Origin of the sequence: Saccharothrix carnea (genome assembly GCF_003014735.1) — a bacterium.
Lineage (GTDB): Bacteria > Actinomycetota > Actinomycetes > Mycobacteriales > Pseudonocardiaceae > Actinosynnema > Actinosynnema carneum.
The window spans coordinates 55,849-75,097 of record NZ_PYAX01000024.1 but is presented as its reverse complement, the minus strand read 5'-3'; the positions used below and the strand labels follow the sequence as shown (position 1 = coordinate 75,097).

Annotated in this window: 18 protein-coding genes and 1 pseudogene; 3 read left to right on the top strand and 16 right to left on the bottom strand. The window is 73.0% G+C overall.

What is annotated here, in order from left to right; all coding sequences use genetic code 11:
• Window positions 1-139: 139 nt before the first annotated feature.
• Window positions 140-301 carry a hypothetical protein gene (locus tag B0I31_RS41040; protein WP_181320748.1) on the top strand — a complete coding sequence of 54 codons (162 nt, stop codon included), beginning with the start codon at window positions 140-142 and terminating at the stop codon, window positions 299-301.
• Here the strand turns inward: B0I31_RS41040 and B0I31_RS37685 are convergent, their stop codons facing one another.
• The 3 genes from B0I31_RS37685 to B0I31_RS37675 form a co-directional block, all read right to left on the bottom strand.
• Window positions 302-1,210 (bottom strand): LLM class flavin-dependent oxidoreductase, encoded by a 909-nt coding sequence (locus tag B0I31_RS37685; protein ID WP_106620160.1) that lies wholly within the window; start codon window positions 1,208-1,210, stop codon window positions 302-304.
• A gap of 64 nt (window positions 1,211-1,274) precedes the next feature.
• Window positions 1,275-2,387 (bottom strand): NAD(P)/FAD-dependent oxidoreductase, encoded by a 1,113-nt coding sequence (locus B0I31_RS37680; protein WP_106620159.1) that lies wholly within the window; start codon window positions 2,385-2,387, stop codon window positions 1,275-1,277.
• A 79-nt stretch (window positions 2,388-2,466) separates the two neighbouring features.
• Complete coding sequence (locus B0I31_RS37675; RefSeq protein WP_106620180.1) at window positions 2,467-2,919, bottom strand: MarR family winged helix-turn-helix transcriptional regulator; 453 nt, start codon at window positions 2,917-2,919, stop codon at window positions 2,467-2,469.
• 180 nt (window positions 2,920-3,099) lie between these two features.
• On the opposite strand from B0I31_RS37675, the gene B0I31_RS37670 reads away from it, so the two are divergent.
• Window positions 3,100-3,774, top strand: coding sequence for a hypothetical protein (locus B0I31_RS37670; protein ID WP_106620158.1), 675 nt, complete (start codon window positions 3,100-3,102; stop codon window positions 3,772-3,774).
• Window positions 3,775-3,837: 63 nt separating this feature from the next.
• Here B0I31_RS37670 and B0I31_RS37665 read toward each other — a convergent pair whose 3' ends face one another.
• The 5 genes and pseudogenes from B0I31_RS37665 to B0I31_RS37645 all read right to left on the bottom strand — a co-directional run bounded on the left by B0I31_RS37665 (window position 3,838) and on the right by B0I31_RS37645 (window position 10,409).
• Complete coding sequence (locus B0I31_RS37665; protein WP_106620157.1) at window positions 3,838-5,262, bottom strand: WGR domain-containing protein; 1,425 nt, start codon at window positions 5,260-5,262, stop codon at window positions 3,838-3,840.
• Between the two features lie 83 nt (window positions 5,263-5,345).
• A complete protein-coding gene (locus tag B0I31_RS37660) occupies window positions 5,346-6,581 on the bottom strand; it encodes an MFS transporter (protein ID WP_106620156.1) in 1,236 nt (411 codons plus the stop codon).
• A gap of 6 nt (window positions 6,582-6,587) precedes the next feature.
• Window positions 6,588-7,889: a GGDEF domain-containing protein gene (locus B0I31_RS37655; protein ID WP_106620155.1), complete on the bottom strand. Its 1,302-nt coding sequence runs from the start codon at window positions 7,887-7,889 to the stop codon at window positions 6,588-6,590.
• 233 nt (window positions 7,890-8,122) lie between these two features.
• Window positions 8,123-9,278, bottom strand: a pseudogene (locus tag B0I31_RS43215) (multicopper oxidase family protein); the annotation flags it as partial.
• A gap of 486 nt (window positions 9,279-9,764) precedes the next feature.
• The gene (locus tag B0I31_RS37645; protein ID WP_245950730.1) at window positions 9,765-10,409 is read right to left on the bottom strand and encodes a GNAT family N-acetyltransferase; all 645 of its coding nucleotides are present in this window, start codon (window positions 10,407-10,409) and stop codon (window positions 9,765-9,767) included.
• Between the two features lie 153 nt (window positions 10,410-10,562).
• On the opposite strand from B0I31_RS37645, the gene B0I31_RS37640 reads away from it, so the two are divergent.
• Window positions 10,563-11,204, top strand: a complete 642-nt coding sequence (locus B0I31_RS37640; protein ID WP_106620179.1) for a DNA alkylation repair protein — start codon at window positions 10,563-10,565, stop codon at window positions 11,202-11,204.
• A 28-nt stretch (window positions 11,205-11,232) separates the two neighbouring features.
• Here B0I31_RS37640 and B0I31_RS37635 read toward each other — a convergent pair whose 3' ends face one another.
• From B0I31_RS37635 to B0I31_RS37600, 8 genes are all read right to left on the bottom strand, one after another.
• Window positions 11,233-12,789, bottom strand: coding sequence for an aspartate aminotransferase family protein (locus B0I31_RS37635; RefSeq protein ID WP_106620153.1), 1,557 nt, complete (start codon window positions 12,787-12,789; stop codon window positions 11,233-11,235).
• A 135-nt stretch (window positions 12,790-12,924) separates the two neighbouring features.
• Window positions 12,925-13,752 (bottom strand): class I SAM-dependent methyltransferase, encoded by an 828-nt coding sequence (locus B0I31_RS37630; protein WP_106620152.1) that lies wholly within the window; start codon window positions 13,750-13,752, stop codon window positions 12,925-12,927.
• On the bottom strand, window positions 13,749-14,519 hold the full coding sequence (locus B0I31_RS37625; RefSeq protein WP_106620151.1) for an alpha/beta fold hydrolase: 771 nt from the start codon (window positions 14,517-14,519) through the stop codon (window positions 13,749-13,751). Before B0I31_RS37625 ends, B0I31_RS37630 begins: the two co-directional genes overlap by 4 nt.
• Window positions 14,516-15,139, bottom strand: coding sequence for a LysR substrate-binding domain-containing protein (locus B0I31_RS37620; RefSeq protein WP_219910983.1), 624 nt, complete (start codon window positions 15,137-15,139; stop codon window positions 14,516-14,518). Before B0I31_RS37620 ends, B0I31_RS37625 begins: the two co-directional genes overlap by 4 nt.
• A complete protein-coding gene (locus B0I31_RS37615) occupies window positions 15,140-15,844 on the bottom strand; it encodes a DUF6182 family protein (protein ID WP_106620150.1) in 705 nt (234 codons plus the stop codon).
• The gene (locus tag B0I31_RS37610; RefSeq protein ID WP_106620177.1) at window positions 15,841-16,977 is read right to left on the bottom strand and encodes a hypothetical protein; all 1,137 of its coding nucleotides are present in this window, start codon (window positions 16,975-16,977) and stop codon (window positions 15,841-15,843) included. Before B0I31_RS37610 ends, B0I31_RS37615 begins: the two co-directional genes overlap by 4 nt.
• Entirely contained in the window at window positions 16,974-18,395 is a 1,422-nt protein-coding gene (locus B0I31_RS37605) for an NAD(P)/FAD-dependent oxidoreductase (protein WP_106620149.1), read from the bottom strand. The genes B0I31_RS37610 and B0I31_RS37605 overlap by 4 nt, the downstream gene beginning before the upstream one ends.
• Window positions 18,392-19,249, bottom strand: a complete 858-nt coding sequence (locus B0I31_RS37600; RefSeq protein WP_106620148.1) for a class I SAM-dependent methyltransferase — start codon at window positions 19,247-19,249, stop codon at window positions 18,392-18,394. Before B0I31_RS37600 ends, B0I31_RS37605 begins: the two co-directional genes overlap by 4 nt.

Below are 19,249 nucleotides of genomic sequence, written 5' to 3'. Positions count from 1 at the left end.
TCGGAAGAAGTGTCAACGATCGGGTCTTGATAGGAGCGCACCGCGGTGAGCCGACGCCACCGCGCGTGACGTACCTCATCGTTTGCCGGCGCCGCCCGCCGGCTACCAACGAAGTGCGTTCGTCACCAGGAGGACACACATGCACGAGATCGACACCGGGCGCGCGGTCGCCAACCCCCGCCGGACGCGGCTCGGTTCGGACTGGACGCCGGGATCCGGCGGCCGGACCGACCGGTCGCAGCCGGACCGGACGTCGTCCGACCCCGGCCTGTCCACGTCCGGGACATCGCTGTCGCAGTGACTACCGGTTCGAGATCGCCTCGCGGACGGCTGGGACGATGTCGCCCGCCCAACGGGCGAGGGACACGGCGTCCGGCGTGCCGCCTTCGGGCGAGAAGAGGGTGAAGCCCGAGGCGCCGTGCTCCAGCACCGCCGACGTCAGCTCCTCGACCCACTGCCCGGCGTCGCCGCCGAGCCAGCGGCCGTCGTCGTCCCGGGTGGCGGGCAGCGGCCGGTCGGTGACGCGGCCGGGGAGGTTGAAGACCGTGCGGACCTCCCGGGGGTCACGGCCCGCGGCGACCGCGGCCTCGTCGACGACCGGCCGGGACTCGCGGTAGCGGTCGCTGAGCCAGTCCGCCGCGTGACCCGGGATCCAGCCGTCGGCCACCCGGCCGGTGGCGGCCAGGGACTTCGGGCCGACCGAGCCCGTCCACACCGGCGGCGCGGGCACCGGCGCGGGCCGGATCCGGTCCACCCGGTAGTGGCGGCCGTGGTGCGTGACCGGTGGCCCGCCGCCGGACAGCTTCCGGACCAGCACGATCGCCTCCTCGAAGGCGTCCACGGCCTGGCCGGGGGACAGCCGGGGCACGCCCAGGTCGGCGATCCGGTCCCACAACCCGCCCGCGCCCATGCCGAGCACGACGCGGCCACCGGAGAGCGCGGACAGCGACGTCACCATCCGCGCGAGCAGCGGCGCCGGCCGGGTCGGCAGGTTGGTGACGTTCGCCAGGCCCGCGATCCGCTCGGTGCGGCCGAGCACGAACCCGATGGTGGCGTACGCGTCCAGGCGATCGCCGAGGTAGGGGTGGTCCGACAGGGAGAAGTGGTCGAGCCCGTCCCGGTCGGCCCGCTGGACCAGGCCCAGCAGCTGCGGCCCCTCGCCGATGCCGCTGTGCGCGCCGAAGCCGAAGACGACGTCGTGTTCGGACATTGTCTGCCTTTCCGAGTGATGACAAGGCGTATTGCCCTGGGGTGACCGTCCGTTTCGGACGTCCTCAGACCGCGGTGGGGTCGAACTGCGCCGCGGTGGGGCCGAACTGCTCGGTGAACCGGCCGGTGAACAGGTCCGCGCCCTTGTACGCGGTGACCGTCGCGGCCGGGACCACGGACGGGCCATCGGGCGTGGGCAGCTGGCCGACGCCACCGCGTCGGCCCAGGGGGATCAGGATCATCGGGTGCGGCGACGGCCGGTAGGTCGCCACCGGCGGCTCGCCGCGCAGCTGGGCGGTGATGTTCGCGGCCACCACCTCGGCGTGCTGCAACGCGTAACCGGCCCGCTTGTCCTCGGCCAGGTCGGTGAGGTCACCGACCGCGTACACGTGGTCGTGCCCGCGGACGTTGAGGGTCTCGGTGACCGGGACCAGCCCGGCCGGGGTGCGGGCCGTGAGGCGGCCGTCCGCGAGGTAGTCGCTGTTCACCCGCACGCCGTGGGCGCGGAACCAGATGTCGGCGGTGATCTCGTCGCCGCCGGTGGTGGTGACGGTGAACGTCCCGGACCGGCCGGGCTCGTCCGGCGGCGTCACGCCGACACCCAGCCGCACGTGGACGCCGAGTTCGTCGAGCTGACGGCGCAGGTCCTCGACCATCCCCGGCTCGTAGCCGGGCAGCAACCGGTCGGCCGGGTCGACGATCGTCACGTGCTTGTGCGGCCAGACCTCCTTGATCTCCCCGGCCAGCTCCAGCCCGACCGGACCGGCGCCCAGGACCAGCACCCGGTCGGCGCCGGCCAGTTCCTCGTGGGTGCGGCGGAAGTCGTCCAGCGCGTCGCTGACGGAGTCCGCGACCGGCTTGGCCGGGTAGGCGTAGCTGGACCCGGTGGCCAGGACCACGTAGTCCGCCTCGACGCGCCGCCCGGAGCCGAGGGTCACCCCGCCCGGGTCCACCGAGACCGCGCGGTCACGGATCACCGTGCCCCTGGTGAGCAGCGTGTCGAACGGGAAGAACACGTTGGCGGCCCACTCGGGCCTGGTCACCGCCCGCAGCGAGCCGGCCGCGTTGACGAACGCGTCGCGCGGGTCGATCAGCACGACGTCCGCCTCGGCTTCCAGCGCCTTGGCGACGGCCGCGCCTCCGTAGCCTCCACCGATGATGGCGACGGTACGACTCATGGTCCACTCCCAGCAGTTGAAGTTCGTACCACGAACCATATTAGTTCGTGGTACGAACTTCAACGCGCTGTCCGGTGGATCACACCTTCTTGCCGGTGCCCTCCTCCGAGGCCAGGAAGACCTCCGGCACCTCGTTGGCCAGCACGACCCGGCCGAGCAGGTCGGCGAGCACGTCGCGGTCCTCCGGGTCGAGCGCCGCAGGCAGGTCCTCGATCCGCCGGCACGTCTCGGCGTAGAACTCCTCGACCAACTCGCTGCCGTGCGGTGTCAACGCCACCCGCACCGCACGCAGGTCGTCCGGGTCCGACTCACGTCCGACCAAGCCGTTGCGCTCCGTGCGGTCGACCAGGCCGGTCAGGCTCGACTTCGCCAGCCGCAGCATCGCGCCGAGCTCGGTCATGCCACGCGGTCCGGCCATCAGCACGCACAGCAACTGCCCCTGCTGCGAGGTGATGCCGTACTTCCGCGCCGATGCCGCGTACACCGCGTCCACCAGGAACGTCGACCGCACCAGCGCGGCCACGATCCCCATCCGGCCGTCACCCTGCATGCTCACGCACCGAGGGTAACATCGGACAATTCGTAACACGAACTACTGCGGCGACGGACTGCCTGGCAACCACTGGTCAGGCGGCGGCGGTGGCCGGCTGGACGACGATCCAGCGCTGATGTCTACAGTCCCGTCGCCGATCGGTGCGAGGGGGGTGGCGGGGTGCGGCTGGCCGGGAAGGAGTGGCGGACGCTGGTCAGTGCGGTGCGGTTGGGTGGCGACAGCTACCGGGTGATCCGTCCGGCGCACCCGATCGCCCACGCGGCGCTGCGCGAGCACTGGACCGGGGCGCAGCTGTCGGTGGACCGGGCCGCGACCGTGGACCTCGCCTTCGCCTGGTGGCTGGCGGCGCGTTCACCGCACAGCCTCGTCTACCTCCCGCTGCGGTCGGGTCCGTCGTCGTGCGGTGAGGAGTGCGGCGGGCGCGAGCTCGACCTGGTGCTGCTGCACCACAGCCTCCAGTTCCCCGTGTCCCGGTGGAAGCAGGTCCGTGCGCGCCTGTCCCGGTCGGCGGTCCACAAGGTCACGCTCGGCCCGGAGGCGTTCCGCGCCTTCGGCGCAGAGGAGCACGACCGGCGGAACCACCGCGAGTTCCAGGACCACCTGCGCTGGTCCGTCGCCGCCGACACGCTGTTCGTCATCGGCAGCCGTCGTGCCTACGAACTGGAAGGCGACACCGTGCGGGAACTCGCGGAGGACTACCCCGCCAGGCTCGCCGAGTCACCCGACCGCCACTTCTGCGCCGAGATCGAACTGGGACGCCTCAAGCTGTCCAACGCGGACGCCCGCAACCCGTGGTCGACCCTGCACGTCGAGTGCTGCAACCGACACTGGTGAGGGCACCTGATCGCCCGGACCCGTGCCGGCGGTCGACCCCGGGCCGTCCGCCGGCACCCGTGGTCAGCGGAGGCGCTTGATCTCGCCCCTGGTGCGGTAGAACGAGCCGTTGGCCGACGTGACCACGTCGGTGACCAGGTAGCGGGCGCCGGGCACGCGGATGTTCTTGGGGAACTGCACGCCCCACGAGCGGTCGTACCCGTCCGAGACGACGTGCACCCTGACCCGGCCGCCCTCCTGGACGCACTCCACGACGACGCCCTCGCCCGGCGCGACGTGCGAGACGACCTCGACCTCGGCGGTCGCCTCGACGCGGGCGATGCTGCCCGCCTTGATGTCCTGGCGCTGCGGGAGTTGGCCCTGCTCGGCGTCGCGCACGGCGGCCGGGCTCGCGTCGACGCACGAGAGCGAGCCGTCGGTCGTCACCAGGTAGAGCCGTTCGTCGTGGTACTGCATGGAGTACGCCGAACCGCACCCGGTGGCGAGCTTCCACAGCCTGGTCCCGTCGGCGGCGAAGCAGTACACCGAGGACTGGTTGTCGCCCGCGAACACGAACTCGCCGCCGGGCGACGTCGCGCACGAGAACACCGGCGCGTCACAGCGGTAGTCGGCGATCCTGGCGCCATCGGCCTTGCGGATGCGCTGCACCCGGCCGAGGCTGGTGCCGGCGAACACCTCGGTGCGCTCCTGCCAGCCGAACAGCACCTGACCCGTGGTGTCGGCGTGCCACACCTCCTCGCCCCGGGCGGTGTAGTGCGTGACGCCCCGGGAATGGCCGTGGAACACGCCTTCCGGCGAGCAGCGGACCATCCAGGCGTGGTCGCCGGTGGCCGGGCGCGACCACTGGAACTCGTCCTCGTGGTCCACCACCGTCACCCGGCCCTGCCGGTCGGACACGCCCAGCACGCCGTCGTGGATGTCGAGCCAGTAGATGTCGACGTCGTCGGCGATCTCGTAGGCCACCCGGGGCACCTTGGCGCCGAGGTCGTACACCCGGCCGTCGTCGCACCCGGCGTAGATCCAGAAGTCGTCGGCCACGATGCACTTGACCGCATCCGGTAGGCCGAACCTCCCGGTCACCCGGCCGTCGTGGGTGAGGGTGAAGACGTCACCGTTCTCGTTGCCGACCCACGCCCGGTCGTCGCCGATGTGGATGCCGAACGCCGGCGCGCCGGACGCGAACCGCCACAGCACCGGCGCCTGGCGCGCGGTCGACCGGGTGCTGACGATCTGCCGCCTGCTCACCGCCCGGCGCTGCCGAGCGCCCTTCACGGCGGGCGCGTAGCCCTTGCGCACCTTCTCGCCGATCTTCTTCTCGGCCGCCTTGACCGCCTTGGCGTGGTCGGCGAAGGTCGCTGTCCTGACCTGCCCCGATTCCCCGATGCGTCCGTAGGTGATGGTGACCTCGGTGTCCTCGACCCGCACCTCGTAGTACTTGTGCGCGCCACCGTTCGCTTCGGACAGCTCCAGGTACGTCGTGGCAGACATGCGTTCCTTCCCCCTCACGTGATCTACGCGCACACGCTATCGACCACCACCGACAATTCCGGGGGTCCGGGGGTCGACCGGCGTCACGACGTGACGGGTCGTCCCTCGTCGAGCGCGCCACTGCGCCGCCACAGCACGCCGACGCCCAGCGCGGCGAGGACGCCGAGCACACCGCCCGCGGCGAGCACGTAGTGGGGCGACGCGTGTTCAGCGGCGATCCCCGCGGCGGCCACGCCCAAGCCCTGGGCGATCTTGAGGGCGGTGACGGCCAACCCGTAAACCTGGCCACGGGCGTGATCAGGGGTCCACAGGGCGAACGTGGGCGAGGCGATGGCGTGGTACGCGCTGGCCGCGCCGGAAACGACGAACAGCAGCACGAGCACCGGCAGCTCGGGGTTCAGGGCGCAGGCGATCAACGGCGCGCTGGTGGCGACGGCCAGCACGGGCAGCGCGCGCAGCTGCGTGCGCTCCGGTCGGGTGGCGACGAACAGGGACGCGAGCGCACAACCGGCCGGGTAAGCGGCGAACAGCAAGCCGGCCGCGACCGGCCCGCCGCCGAGCCGGTCGGCCAGCGGCACGGCCAACGCCTCACCGCAGATGTAGAACGCCGACAAGGACGCGAAGCAGATCAGCGCCAGCAACCGCCGGTCCCGCCACACCAGCACCGCGCCGGAAGTCACCGCCCGCCACCAGCCCGGACGGGCACCGGCGGGGTCACCGGGAGTGGGACGTGGGGTGACCCACCAGGCGACGGCGGCAGCGGAGGCGGCGAACGACGCGGCGTCGATCAGCAGCACCCCGCCGGTGCCCACGGCGACGACCAGGACACCGCCGGCGGCGAAGCCGGCGACCTGGGCGGCCTGGCTCACGGTGGACAGGGCGGCGGCACCGGCGCGGAACGCCGGTCCGGGCAGGATGTGCGGCAGCAGCGCGGTCCGCGCCGGGACCGCCGGCGCCCCGGCCAGCTGCACCAGCACCAGCAGCCCGCACACCACCGGCCACGGCAGGGCGGGCACGGCCATCAGCGCGACCAGCGCCGCGCGCAGCAGGTCGGAGCAGATCATCACCGCGCGTCGCGGGTACCGGTCGGCCAGGCCCGACAGCAGCGGTCCGCCGATCAGGTCCGGCAAGAACGTCAGGGCGTAGGTGATCGCCGCCCACGCCGGGGAACCGGTGTCGCGGAACACCAGCACGGTCAGCGCGACCCGGGCGAACTGGTCGCCGACTGTGGAGACGGTGTGCGCCGCGAACAGCGCCCGGTACTCGGCGGAGGCGAACACCTCGCGGTACCGCGTCCGCCCGTCAGGGGATCCGACCATCCGCGGTCAGGCCCCGGCGGCGGGTGCGGTCTCGACCCGGTCGCGGCCGTTGTCCTTCGCGCGGTACAGGGCGGTGTCGGCGGCCAGCACCAGCCGGTCGACCGTGTCACCGTGGGCCGGGAACACCGCCACGCCCAACGACGCGGTGATCCGCAACGTGCCACCGGTGCCCGGGTTCGTGGTGGGCACGTCGGTCAACGGTCCCCGCACCGCTTCCCGGATCCGTTCGGCGACCCGTGACGCGGCGGCCAGGTCCACGCCGGGCAGCAGCACCACGAACTCCTCACCACCCCACCGGCCGACCAGGTCGCCGTCGCGGACCTGGCGCCGCAGCTCGCTCGCCACCGCGCGCAGCGCGTGGTCGCCGGCCAGGTGGCCGCGGGTGTTGTTGATCTCGCTGAAGTGGTCCAGGTCCAGCAGCAGGACCGCCACCGGGACGCCGGTCGCCGCCGCACGGGTCAGCTCGGCGCCCGCCTGCTCGGTCCAGGCCACCGCGGTCAGCGCCCCGGTCTTGCCGTCCACCCGGGCGGCGGTGCGGTAGACCGGCAGCAGCAACCCCAGGTGCATGCCCAGCATGGTCACCACCAGCACCGGCATCACCCACGGCGCCGTCACCAGCACCACCGCCAGGCCCGTGCCCAGACCGATCGACGCGGCGATGACCAGCTGTTGGCTCGGCGGCCCCAGCACATCGCGGCCCGGCCGTCCCGGCGTGGACAGCAGGATCGCGCCCACCACCAGCGCGAGGTTGACCAACCAGTACGCCACACCGGCCGCCACCAGCGCGCCCAGGTCCACCGGGCCGGTCAGCTGCGCGGCGTGCGGCAGCGTCGCGTCCGGGTGCGCCGCCAGCAGGACCGCGCCCGCCGCCCAACAGGCCAGCAGCACGGTCGCGGCGGAGAAGACCTTGCGGTGCAACGGGCTGCGCCGGTAGATCCGCAGCCACCCGTAGCCGTAGCTCACCATCACCAGCGCCGCCAGCAGCGGCGGTGGCAGCACGAGCACCCCGGCGAACAGCCAGATCGACTGCGGGTGCGCGTACGGGCTGCCCTCGGCCGCGACCTCCCGCACCCGCTCCAGCCCGCGGGCCGCCTCGAAGTGCACCACCGCGGCGGCGGCCAGCACCACGAACCACAGCCAGTGCTGTCCCGTGACCGGCGTCAACGTCGCCACGGACGCCACCGCGACCACCGCCACGACCTCCACCGCGAGCACGTAGCCCAGTACCGCGCGCGGCAGCCGCCACAGCGACCAGCCGCGGCACCGACCCAGAGGGGACGCGCGTCCTGGCCGGCTCCCGGAGACCATTGGGTGTCACCACCTCACAACAGGGGTGAGGACACCGTAACCAAGCCATCACAGACAGTCGAGCACCCCCCTGGAGACCAGCATGAAGACTCTCACCGTCCCCACCGGCCGTCCCAACGACCGGCGCACGGGCCGCCCCAACGACTGGCGTACCGGCCGCCCCAACGACTGGCGGCGCTGACCGGCCACCGGGCCCGGCTGCGCCGTCCCCGCGCGTGCGGCCGGGCCCGTGTTCACACGACCTCCAGGTTGGCCATCATGCCCATGTCCTCGTGCTCGTGCTCGTGCTCGTGCTCGGCGTTGTGGCAGTGGAACAGGTAACGGCCGCGGTAGCCGTCGAAGCGGGTGATGATCTCCACCGCCTCGCCCGGCCGGAGCGAGACGGTGTCCTTGAGCCCCGCGTCGTGCGGCAGCGGCGGCCGACCGCGGCGCGACAGCACCCGGAAGCCGACCAGGTGCAGGTGGACGGGGTGGTGGACGTCGGCGACCAGCCGCCACACCTCGACGTCGCCGAGACCGACCGTGACGTCGGTGCGGGCCGGGTCGAACGGGAGCCCGCCGATCAACCAGCCGCGGCCACCGTGGTGCACCCGCCCGGTGCGGAACGAGAAGTCGCGCACCCGCACGGCGTCCGACCGTTGCCGGTCGGGCACGTCCGTGGACAGTGTGCACGGGCCACGGTGCGCCGTTGACCAGGATCACGTCACCCAGGACACCGCCGACGTACGGTTCGCGCACGCCCGGCCGTTCGCGCAGGGTGGGGTCGAGGGACGGGTAGGCGAGGCTGCCGTCCGCGGCGAACGCGCGGTCGGTGATCATCAGTGGCAGCTCGCGCGGCCCGGCGGGCAGGCCGAGGCGGTCCTCGGCGTCGTCGCGGACGACGTGCAGCCCGGCCAGGCCGCGCCAGACCGCCGGGGCGGTGAAGTCCATCCGGTGGTCGTGGTACCACAAGAGCGCGGGCCGCTGGTCGAGCGGGAACGTGTAGTCCCCGGTCAGCTCGGTCACCACGGCCCGCGGATCGTGCATGCCGTGCGGTGGGCGTGCGCCACGGGGCAGCACGAGATCGGTGGGGTAGCCGTCCGAGGCCGCCGGTGTCCGCCCGCCGTGCAGGTGCACGACGGTCGGCACGGGCAGCTCGTTGCGGTGCGCCACGGTGACCGGCCGACCGCTGCGTGACTCGATCGTCGGCCCCGGGAAGGTGCCCTCGTAGGTCCACAGCGGTGTCCTGATGCCGGGCAGGATCTCCGCGTCCGCCTCGCGCTGGGTGATCTCGTAGCGGTCCGCGCCGCCCGAGGTGCCGACCGGCTTCAGCACGGTGGGCAGCGGCAGCGGTACCCGGAAGGGCGGCGGCAGCGGCACGGCGCTGCGCAGTTCGGCACCCACCGAGGAGTCGGGAGGTGGAAGTCAACGAGCGTGGCACCAGCCACCACCCTGACCTGCACTTATGCTGATTGCCGCTTCCACGATCGGGTGATCATGCTGCCGACATCAAAGAACACGGTGTTATTATTCACCTGAAACGTCGGGAGAAACAACAAGGCCCGCCTCGACCAGCCGCATGCCCCCAACGGCCCCCGCCCTCTCGGCCGCCGCCCTTCGCCGGTGCCGCGCAGAGCGGCGGGCGGTAGCGGGGCAGAGGTCTCGGGCGCCGGGTGCGGCGCACCGCACCGCACCGCCGCGCGGTCGCGGCGCGGGGATCGAGTCGCGGGAAACGCGTCGCGCGGTCGCGTGGGCTGTGGTGGCGTCGCGCGGTGGCGTGGGCTGTGGTGGCCGTCGAGCCGGACGACCAGCGCCGGGCCGCCCTGGACCGCGCGCTGGAACGCCCCGAGGGCGGCCCGGTCGCGGAGTGGCTCGACGCCCAGCCCTGAGCCGGGGTTACCGGTCGAGAGGGTCGCGCATCGCGCCCGTCAGCGGGGCCACTTCACGCCAGCCCAGCGTCTCGTACAACGCCCGACCGTCCGGTGTGGCGCCCAGTACGCCCGCCGTTGCGCCCGCGTCGGCGGCGGCGTTGGTCAGGGTTCGCATCACCACGCGGCCCAGGCCTCGGCGCTGGTGGTCCGGGTAGGTCTCGATCTGGTCGACGACGGCGGTGGGGCCGGTGACGGCGACTTGGCCGCGCGCGGCGAGGGTGCCGGTGGTGGTGCGGACCAGGACGCGGGTGACGCCGGCGCGGGTCCAGGTGCGCAGCAGGTAGCCGGAGGCGGGTTCGGCCGGGGCGTCGGCGCGCAGGGTCGCGGTCATCAGGAAGCCGAGACCGCCCGCGAGCGACCAGCCGGGTGCGAGCCGGGGTTCGAGCGCCTCCGGCGGCACGAAGGTCTTCAGCCACGCACCGGGCGCGGTGGTGTTCTCGGTGATCTTGCGGACGACCGACTCGTCGGCGTCGGTCAGCACGTGGCGCATGACGTGCCCGGGCAGGCCGACGTCGACGGTGTAGCCCCAAGGCTCCGGAACGGGGTCGGCGGCGCCTCGCGAAACGGTCCAGCCGTACACCCAGGCCCGGACGGCCTCGGCCGTGTTCACGAACGGCAAAACGCCCCTCCCGACGCGGTCAGCAGATGTGTCGACAGCCTATCCACGGCACCGGCGCGACCGGCACGTGACGAATCGCACCGGCCGGTTCCCTCGTACGCTGACCCCACCCGAGAGGAGGCCGAGGTGGCGGTGACCGAGGTGATGGCCGAACTGGCCGCGCTCGAAGACCCGAGAGCACGCGCGGTGAACGAGAAGCACGGTGACGACCACGGTGTGAACCTCGGCAAGCTGCGCGCGATCGCGAAGCGGTTGAAGACGCAGCAGGAACTGGCGCTGCAGCTGTGGGGGACCGGTGACACGGCGGCACGACTGCTGGCGCTGCTGATCTGCCGCCCGAAGGCGTTCGAACGGGACGAGCTGGACACCATGCTGCGCGAGGCGCGGGCACCCAAGGTGCACGACTGGCTGGTGAACTACGTGGTGAAGAAGAGCCCGCACGTCGAAGAGCTGCGCGTGGCGTGGTCCGCCGACCCCGACCCGGTGGTCGCGAGCGCCGGGTGGGCGCTGACGACCGACCGGGTCGCCAAGAAGCCCGAGGGGCTCGACCTCGACGGCCTGCTCGACGTCGTCGAGGCGGAGATGAAGACCGCCCCGGATCGTCTGCAGTGGGCGATGAACCACTGCTTGGCCCAGATCGGGATCGAGCACCCCGGGCTCCGCGCGCGTGCCCTGGACATCGGTGAGCGCTTGGAGGTGCTCAAGGACTACCCGACGCCTCCGAACTGCACGTCGCCGTACGCGCCCACCTGGATCAACGAGATGGTGCGCCGACAGCACGCCTAGCGGCGGACGACAGCGGCGACGCGCCCGGTCACGCCAGGTGGCCGGACGGGTCGCGCAGCACCGCGACCACCGCGCGCAGACCGGCCTCCATCAGGTCGATCTCCGCGTCGGTGAGCTGGATGGACGGCTCGAAGCGCAACGTGTTCGTGGCGCTCGCGGTGGGGAAGACGCGGATGTCGTGCTCGCGCAGCAGGTAGGCCCCGATCGCGTAGCCGAGCATCCCGCTCTGGGCGTGCCCGGCGGTCGACGCCGACGCCGACCCCGACTGGTCGTGGAACTCCAGGCCGAGCATCAGGCCGCGCCCGCGGACCTCCTTGACCACGTCGGGGTGGTCGGCGCGGACCGACTCCAGCATCGCGGCGAGCTTCTCGCCCCGTTCGGCGGCGGTGCGGTAGGCGCGTCCGCCGTCCGCCTCCAGCAGGTCGAGCACCTTGAGCGCGATGGTGCACGAAAAGCTGTCCTTGGCGTAGGTCGAGCTGTGCAGCAGCTCGAAGTCGCCGCGGTAGAACTTCTGCCGCACCAACATCACGGCCGCCTTGGCGATGCCGCCGCCGAGGCTCTTGGACAGCACGTAGTAGTCGCCGCGCAGCCCGATCCGCGAACCGGCGAAGAACCTGCCGGTCCGGCCCATGCCGCACTGGATCTCGTCCAGGATCACCGGCACGCCCGCTTCCTCGCACGCGGCCGTGATCTCGGCGGCGAACTCCGCGGTCACCTCCTGGATGCCGCCCTCACCCTGGATCGGCTCCAGCAGGAACCCGGTCACCACGGGCAGTTCCTGCTCGGCCAGGTGCACCGCGCCGTCCACGACCACCGGCTTGAGCAGCCGGACCCGCTCCTCGTCCAGCACCTTCCGGACCGCGCCGACCTCGTTGAGCGGCACGAACCGGGACGGGCGGGCGAGTGCGGCGAACGGCATCCGGTAGACCGGGTTGTGGGTGAGCTGGACGCTGCCGACGAGCTTGCCGTGGAAGCCGTTCTCCAGGGCCAGGAAGATCGGCGGACGCGCGGCGCGTTCGGCGTTGAGCCGGTTCACCTCGTCCGCCAGCGCGGCGAAGTCGCCGGTGGGCAGGCCGAGCGCGCGGTGTGCCTCCTCGGCGACGACGGCGCCGCCCTCGACCGCCGCGCGGGCCGCCGCCACCGCCTCCTCGACCGCGTTCAGCACCTCTTGCACCTTGTGCACGCGGTCGAGCTCGGCGTGCTTGACGGCGGCCTCGATGGCCTCCGCGCCGCTGTTGGCGAACACCGCGTAGTACGGCTCGTCGGTGTCGAACTCGCGGTGCAGGATCGCGTTGAGCCGCTTGGCCACCTCGTTGGCGTAGGGGTGGCGGGAGAACTGGGCGTGGATCGGGGTCTGCCGCTCCAGCAGCTCCCGCGCCAGCGCCACCAGTTCCGGGTTGCTGTGGCCGAGCAGCACGGAGCCGTAGCCGCCCGCGAAGTCCAGCACAACCCGTTCCGAACCGTCCTCGGGTCGCCTGGCGTACAACGTGTTGCCGCTCGACCGCACGTATTCGACGTCCAACCCGTAACGGCTCAGCAGGTCGAGCATGGTCGGTTCGGCTAATTCGATGGCGGAGTTTCCCATTGCCGTCCCTCGTGACTTTTCGGCCTGCGCCGCGGGCAGGTGAACGACCGGATCCGGGCCAGGCTAACGAGAAGCCGTGAACCGGCCGGGAACGAAGCGGTAATGCCGGAGTGCGAGGTGGTCGTGAACCACCGGTTACCCGGTGGTGGGCACGGTCGGCGAGGCACCGGGCACCCGCCCGACGGCCAGGACGTTGCCCTCGCAGATGTAGCCGTCCGGGCCGTTGAGCGGGTGGTCGTCGGCGTCCGGGTCGAGGTAGCGCTGCCACTGCGCGCTCAGGCCGAGTTCCAGGGCCTTGGGCGCGAACTGGGCGCAGGCCGCCGGGTAGAACTCCCGTGCCGCGGCGCTCAACGGGGCGTGGTGTTCGATCAGGACGGTGCGCTGGCGCACGTCCACGAGCCCCGCGCGCCGCAGGTGCCGGTACAGGTCGCGGGACCGCAGCAGTTGGCGTGCGTAGCCGGGGACCTCGGCGGCGGCGCGGAAGTAGTCGGTGAACAGGAACGGGTCACCCGGCCGCGCGGTGATCAGGTGCGCGTCCAGGTCCTTGACCGCGACGATCCCGCCGGGCCGGACTACGCGGGCGAACTCGGCCAGCGCCGTCGCCAGGTCCCGGTCGTCCAGGTACTGCGTGGTGTTCGCGCACCACACGGCGTCGAACGTGTCGTCGTCGTACGGCAGCGCCAGCACGCTGCCCTGGCGCACCTCCACCGGGTAGGACGCCGCGACGGCCGTCACGTGCTCCTCCGCGAGGTCCACCGCGGACACCTTGCCGTCCGGGCCGACCGTCGACACCAGGTGCGGCAGGAAGTTCCCGGCACCGCAGCCCGCGTCGAGCACGTGCCAGCCGGGGCGCAAACCGCTGTGCTCCAAGAGATTCAGGTAGGTCGGCTCGCACGCCCGGAAGTGCGCGTCGACGATCGTGCGGTGGGTGAACGCCAGACCCGTCGACGAGGCGAGGTTCATGACTCGGTGGCTCCGATCTCTTCCACGAGGTCGCACAACGCCCGGGTGACGGCGGCGGGCGCCTCCAACGGTGTCAGGTGCCCGGCGCCCTCGACGGTGACCAGGCGCCCGCGCGGTAGCACTTCGGCGACGTGCCGGGACTCCTCCGGCGAGGTCAGCTCGTCTTCCGCACCGGCGATCACCACGGCGGGAACGGCGGTGGCGCGCAAGGTCTCGGTGGCGTCCTCGCGTGCCGCGATCGCGCGCTGCGCCCACGCCAACGCCTTCGGGTCGGCGCCCTGGGCGGACGCCCGGACCACGGCCACCACGTCGGGCCGGTTCCTGCGCGTGGTCGCGCCCACCAGGTGGGGCACGGTGTGCTCGACGGTCGTCGACCGCGTCGCCTCGTCCTCGACCAGTTCCGCGAACCGCAGGCGTTGCGCGCGTGCCTCCGGGGTGTCGGCGGTGGCGCGGGCGGACAGCAACGCCACCCCCGCGACCCGGTCGGGGTGGCGGCGCAGGAACGCCATCGCCACGTAGCCGCCCATGGACGACCCGGCCAGGACCGCGCGCTCGACCCGCCGTTCGTCGAGCACGCGGGCGAGGTCGTCGGCCACCACGTCGAGGGTGGGTGGTGCGTCGCCGAGCGGTGCGGCTCCGAAACCGCGTTGGTCGAACGCGATGACCGGATGACCGCGTTCGCGCAGAGCTTGGTCCTGCGCCGACCACATCGAGGAGTCGAGCGCGAGCGCGTGCAGCAGCACGACGGGCAGCCGGGCCGCGGTCACCGCGTCACGCCCGATTCCGCGTCGGCGACGAAGGCCGCCGCTTGCGGCCGCAGCGCCTGGTCGCGCAGGAACGCCAACCGCACGGGCGCGGCCGGGAGGTCGCGCACCGGCACCACCCGCACCTCGCGCGGCAGCACGGCGTCGAGCGACTGGAACGACAGGTGGACAGCCTTGGTGGTGGCGAGGATGGACACCATGGCCTCGATCGTGGTCATCGGGTGGACCCGGCGGATCGGCACGCCCGAGGGGGTGTGCGGCGGAACCACCTCGTCCCACACGTCCGGCGGAAAGGTGCCGGGGCGCTCGAAGGCGTCGTAGTCGGCGACGTCCTCCACCGACACGCTGTCCAGGGCGGCCAACGGGTGGTCCACGCCGACGAACACCGCGCGGCCGTCGAACATGAGCGGTCGGCTGTAGGCGATGTCCGGCTCGCGCGGCGAGTACTTGATCAGCATGAGGTCGAACGTGCCGTCGCGGAGCAGGCGGAACGGGTCGGTGACGTCGTACTGGCCGAACTCGAAGTCGCCCGGGTCGTGGCCCGCCGCGACCATGAGGCGCTCGGCCAGGTGTCGTGAACCGTGCACGCCGACAACGGCGGCACGCTGGTCGGGTCGGGCCACTTACGCCTCCTCGGTCAACGCGGCGTACGCCTGGAGTTCGTGCGGGCGGTGGCTGTCGGCGTCGACGCGCAACGCGGCCAACGGCACCGTCAGCCCGGTCAGCCGGGGCACCGCCCGCAGGGTGAGCCGGTCGCCCGGCCCGATCAGCCCGTCCAGGACCGACTCGACCAGCAGGTGGTTGACCTGCACCAACGTCCGGGCCACGGTCACGTTCGCGGTCGCCACGTACAGGTCCCGGTGGACGGGCGGGCGTGGCGCGTCACCGGGTATCTCCACGGTGACCGGAGACCAGGCACCCAGCTCCCGACCGCCGCGGAACGTCTTGAGCAGCCTGCGCAACGTCGCGGTGTCCGCGTCCGGGGCGGGACCCAGCCACGCCGCCGAACCGTCGGCCGCGACGTGGTCGAACGCGAACCGGTCGCGGAGGTTGTCCGGTCGGCCGGACAGGTGGACGGTCCTGGTGAACGACCGCAGCCACGGCGCGCGGCGCTCCACCGGTACGGACAGCGCGAACCGGCACGTCTCGCGCACCCAGTCCGGCAGCGAGAACCGCCCGATCACGGTGACCACGACGGTGTCACCGCGCGGCGCCAGTTCGCGCAGCGCCTGCGGTGTCGACGAGTCGACGTGCGCGGACAGCTCCGGGTGCGTGTCGCGCAGGCGTGCGGCGGCGACCGAGCGGAGGAGCTCGGGTGTGAGTGTCATAGGAACACCTCGGTGAGCAGTTCCCCGGCCGGTGCTCGCCGGCCGAGCAGGGAGGACGTGAGCCGGTACGGGTCGACGTGCGTGTGGTCGCGGCGGTGCCGGGCCAGCTCACGGGCCAGGTCGGGAGTCGACTCACCGGCCGGCTCGTCGCGGTGACCGGCCGTGGTGCGGGCCAGCAGCCGTTCGGCCCGGTCGAGGCACCGGTGCAGCAGGTCGTGCCGCCAGGACTCCTGCTGCCCCGGCCCGAGCACCGCGATGAAGTACAGCCGCAGGCCGAGGTGGCGTGCCCGCGGTTCGTGCGTGTCGCGGATCGACCGCAGGATCGTGCCCACGGTGTGGTCGTGCCAGCCGCCGTGCCGCGCCGAGGTGATCTTCCCGTCGATCGGCACCCGGCCGAGCGGCACGCGGTGCACCACCGTGCCGTCGTCGGCCAGCACCCGTTGCAGCAGCTGGTAGTCCGGGTCCAGCTCGCTGTCGTACAGCAGCACGACCTCGTCGTGGCGCGGCGCGAGCGGGAGCAGGTCGCGCAGCGCGCAGGCCAGGTAGTTCGGCCGGCCGTCCGGCGAGACGATCTGCCGCAGCGGCAGGCCGAACCGGGTGGCGTCGAGGAACACCGGGCCGCCGACGTCGCGCTGGTCTAGGCCGAGACCCCGCTCGACCAGCGCCGCGACCATCTCCTCCAGGCCCAGCTCGGGCGGCTGGTGCGCGAGCAGGCCGGGTTCGTGCAGCCCCAGGTCCGCGTAGTGGTCCAGCCACCGCCGCAGCACGCGCTCGCTCGCGGGGTGCACCCAGCCCGCCTCGGCGCTCTCGGCGTAGGGCCGCAGGGCCGCGGCGGTCGGGGTGCCGCCCTCGGCGCGGAAGCGCACGTACAGCTCGCCGACGTCCTCTTCGGACATCCCGCTGTAGTCGACGTCGCCGCGGGTGCGGTCGAGGTACTCCCAGAAGCCCAGCGTCTGCTCGGTCAGGTGGTAGGCGGTGTGGCTGTACCGGTAGGTCACGTCGGCCAGCCGCGCCGTGGCCCGGAACATCACGTCCGTCCACAGCAGACCTTTGAGGTGGCTCGGGGTCAACGGCTTGGCCGGGGTGACCGTGACCGGCGCCAGCAACACCTTCCGGCGGGGCGACGCCGTCATGCCGCCTCCGCGGCGCCGAGGGCCCACAGCAGCTCCGCCCGGGTCGGCGGTCGGGCGCCGGCGGGGGAGTCCGGGGCGGACCGCACCCGGTCGCGGAAGTCAGGGTCGTCGAAGACCTCCTCGGGCGGGGCGAGGCTCATCAGCATCCGGGTCAACCCGCGCCACGCGGTCCGGTCGGTGGCCGCGGCACGGGCGACTGCGGCGAGCGCGGGCCGTCCGGCCGGTGGTGGCGGCACCCGCGGCGCCGTGCCCTCGACCGCGGCACGCCACAGCTCGCGCCGTGCCGCACCGTCGTAGACCGACTGCGCGAACCACGGCCGGTACAGGCTCTCGGCCGCGCTCCTGGCCCGTTCGGCCTGGTCGGGGTCCGCGTCGGTGTCGAGCAGCTCGGCGAGCAGGAACGCGTGCCGCAGGGCCAGCGACAGGCCGCGCCCGTAGAGCGGGTCGGTCACGCAGGCGGCGTCACCGACCGGGAACAGCCCGCCCACCGGCCGACCGCCCGGTGCGAGCGTGCCGCGCAGCGCGTTCGGCGGTGTCGCGATCACCCGGACCGGGGTCAGCGGTGTCGCGACCTCGTCAGCCGCCCACGCCGCCACGTGCGGTGTCAGCCGGGCCGCGGTGGTGAACGCCTCGGGTCGGCGCAGGACGGCCGTGGCGCGGTCGTCGGACGGCGTGCCGACCGTGATCGCGAAGACGCCGTCGTCCGCCAGGTGCACGATCGCCGCGTAGTGGTCCCAGATGCCGCCCGCCGCGTTGCCCCGGTTGAGCGGACCGGGCAGTGCCCCGGGCTCGCGCAACCGGTAGAAGCGGGTGAAGCACCGGATCCCGGTCGGGCTGGTCACGTCCTCGGGGACCGCCACACCGGCGTCGGCTAGCCAGGACCGCGACAGCGCCTTGCGGCCGGTGGCGTCCACCACGAACCGCGCCGGCACGTGCTCGCCCCGGTCGGTCACCACCGCCGACACGTGGCTGCCCGCGGAGTCCGACACCACCCCGCGGACCGTCGTGCCCCAGCTGATCGTCACCGCGGGCAGGGCCTGGACGGCACGCCGGAGCACCAGGTCCAGCACCGGGCGGCGCACGGCGAGCGCGACCAGTTCGTCCTCGGCCGGGTCGGGTGGGCCCGGTGGCGCCGCCGTGGCCAGGTCGAGCAGCACCGCGCCTTCCTCCAGCGCCGCGTCGAGCACGTCGGGCGCGTGCCGGCGCAGCACCCGCACACCCAGCGACGTCAGCACGTGCGAGTGACCGCTCTGCGGCACGGTCGGCCGGCCCCACCACTCGACGGCCTCGGCGACCGGACCACGCGGTGGCGGCGCGGCGCGTTCCAGGACCCGCACCGGGCAGCCGCGCCGGGCCAGCGCCAGCGCGGTGGCCAGACCCGCGGTGCTGCCACCGACGACGACCGCGGGCGTGCTCACCGCCGGCGCCCGTCGATGAAGAACACCCGGCGCACGTCCCGCACCTCGCGGGCCGGGACGGGGTCGGGCCAGCGGCCGAAGTCCGCGCCCGGCTCACCGGGCTGCGACGCCACCACGTCGAAACCGTGCTCGGCGAACAACGCCTCCGGCTCGTCGCTGCCGAACAGCCACGGGCAGCCCCAGCCCGCGAACACGTCCAGCAGGCCGCGCATGTTCGGCAGGGTCAGCGCGGCGGCGTTGACCAGGTCGGCGGCGATGCGGCTGCCCGGCGCGGTGATCGCGGCGACGCGCGCCAGCACGCGGCGCGCGTCCGCCTCCGGGATGTAGTAGAGCAGGCCTTCGAGCAGCCACGTGGACGGCCGGGACGGGTCGTAGCCCGCGGCGACCAGGTCGTCCTCCCAGTCCGGCGCGGTCAGGTCGACGGCGACGGTGCGGTGGTCGACGTTCGGCGCGACGCCCGCCAGCCGCTCCGCCTTGAAGTCGAGCACGGCGGGCCGGTCGACCTCGAAGTAGCGGACCCGGTCGGGCCACGACATCCGGTAGGCCCGCGAGTCCATGCCCGCCGGTGCCAGCACGACCTGCGTCGTGCCCTCGTTGTCGGCGGCGTCGCGCAGCAGGTCGTCGAAGAACCGCGTGCGGATGGCGTTGTAGTCCGGTGTGCTGGGCAACGTGCGCTGCCGGTCGACCGGGAACGTCGCGGCCCGCACCTCGGCCAGCAGCTCCGGGCCGATGTCGCCGGCGAGCCGTTCGGCGTACGGGTCCTGGTAGAGCCGGTCCGGGCGGCGGGTCTCGGCCGCGCGCAGGGCGGCGGTCAGCAGCGCCGTGCGCTCCACCGAGTTCAACAGGTCGGACAT

Coding starts and splice junctions, on each gene's coding strand:
- B0I31_RS41040 (WP_181320748.1), top strand. CDS start 140: ATGCACGAGATCGACACCGGGCGCGCGGTCGCCAACCCCCGCCGGACG.
- B0I31_RS37685 (WP_106620160.1), bottom strand. CDS start 1,210: ATGTCCGAACACGACGTCGTCTTCGGCTTCGGCGCGCACAGCGGCATC.
- B0I31_RS37680 (WP_106620159.1), bottom strand. CDS start 2,387: ATGAGTCGTACCGTCGCCATCATCGGTGGAGGCTACGGAGGCGCGGCC.
- B0I31_RS37675 (WP_106620180.1), bottom strand. CDS start 2,919: ATGGGGATCGTGGCCGCGCTGGTGCGGTCGACGTTCCTGGTGGACGCG.
- B0I31_RS37665 (WP_106620157.1), bottom strand. CDS start 5,262: ATGTCTGCCACGACGTACCTGGAGCTGTCCGAAGCGAACGGTGGCGCG.
- B0I31_RS37660 (WP_106620156.1), bottom strand. CDS start 6,581: ATGGTCGGATCCCCTGACGGGCGGACGCGGTACCGCGAGGTGTTCGCC.
- B0I31_RS37655 (WP_106620155.1), bottom strand. CDS start 7,889: ATGGTCTCCGGGAGCCGGCCAGGACGCGCGTCCCCTCTGGGTCGGTGC.
- B0I31_RS37640 (WP_106620179.1), top strand. CDS start 10,563: ATGGCCGAACTGGCCGCGCTCGAAGACCCGAGAGCACGCGCGGTGAAC.
- B0I31_RS37635 (WP_106620153.1), bottom strand. CDS start 12,789: ATGGGAAACTCCGCCATCGAATTAGCCGAACCGACCATGCTCGACCTG.
- B0I31_RS37630 (WP_106620152.1), bottom strand. CDS start 13,752: ATGAACCTCGCCTCGTCGACGGGTCTGGCGTTCACCCACCGCACGATC.
- B0I31_RS37615 (WP_106620150.1), bottom strand. CDS start 15,844: ATGACACTCACACCCGAGCTCCTCCGCTCGGTCGCCGCCGCACGCCTG.
- B0I31_RS37610 (WP_106620177.1), bottom strand. CDS start 16,977: ATGACGGCGTCGCCCCGCCGGAAGGTGTTGCTGGCGCCGGTCACGGTC.
- B0I31_RS37600 (WP_106620148.1), bottom strand. CDS start 19,249: ATGTCCGACCTGTTGAACTCGGTGGAGCGCACGGCGCTGCTGACCGCC.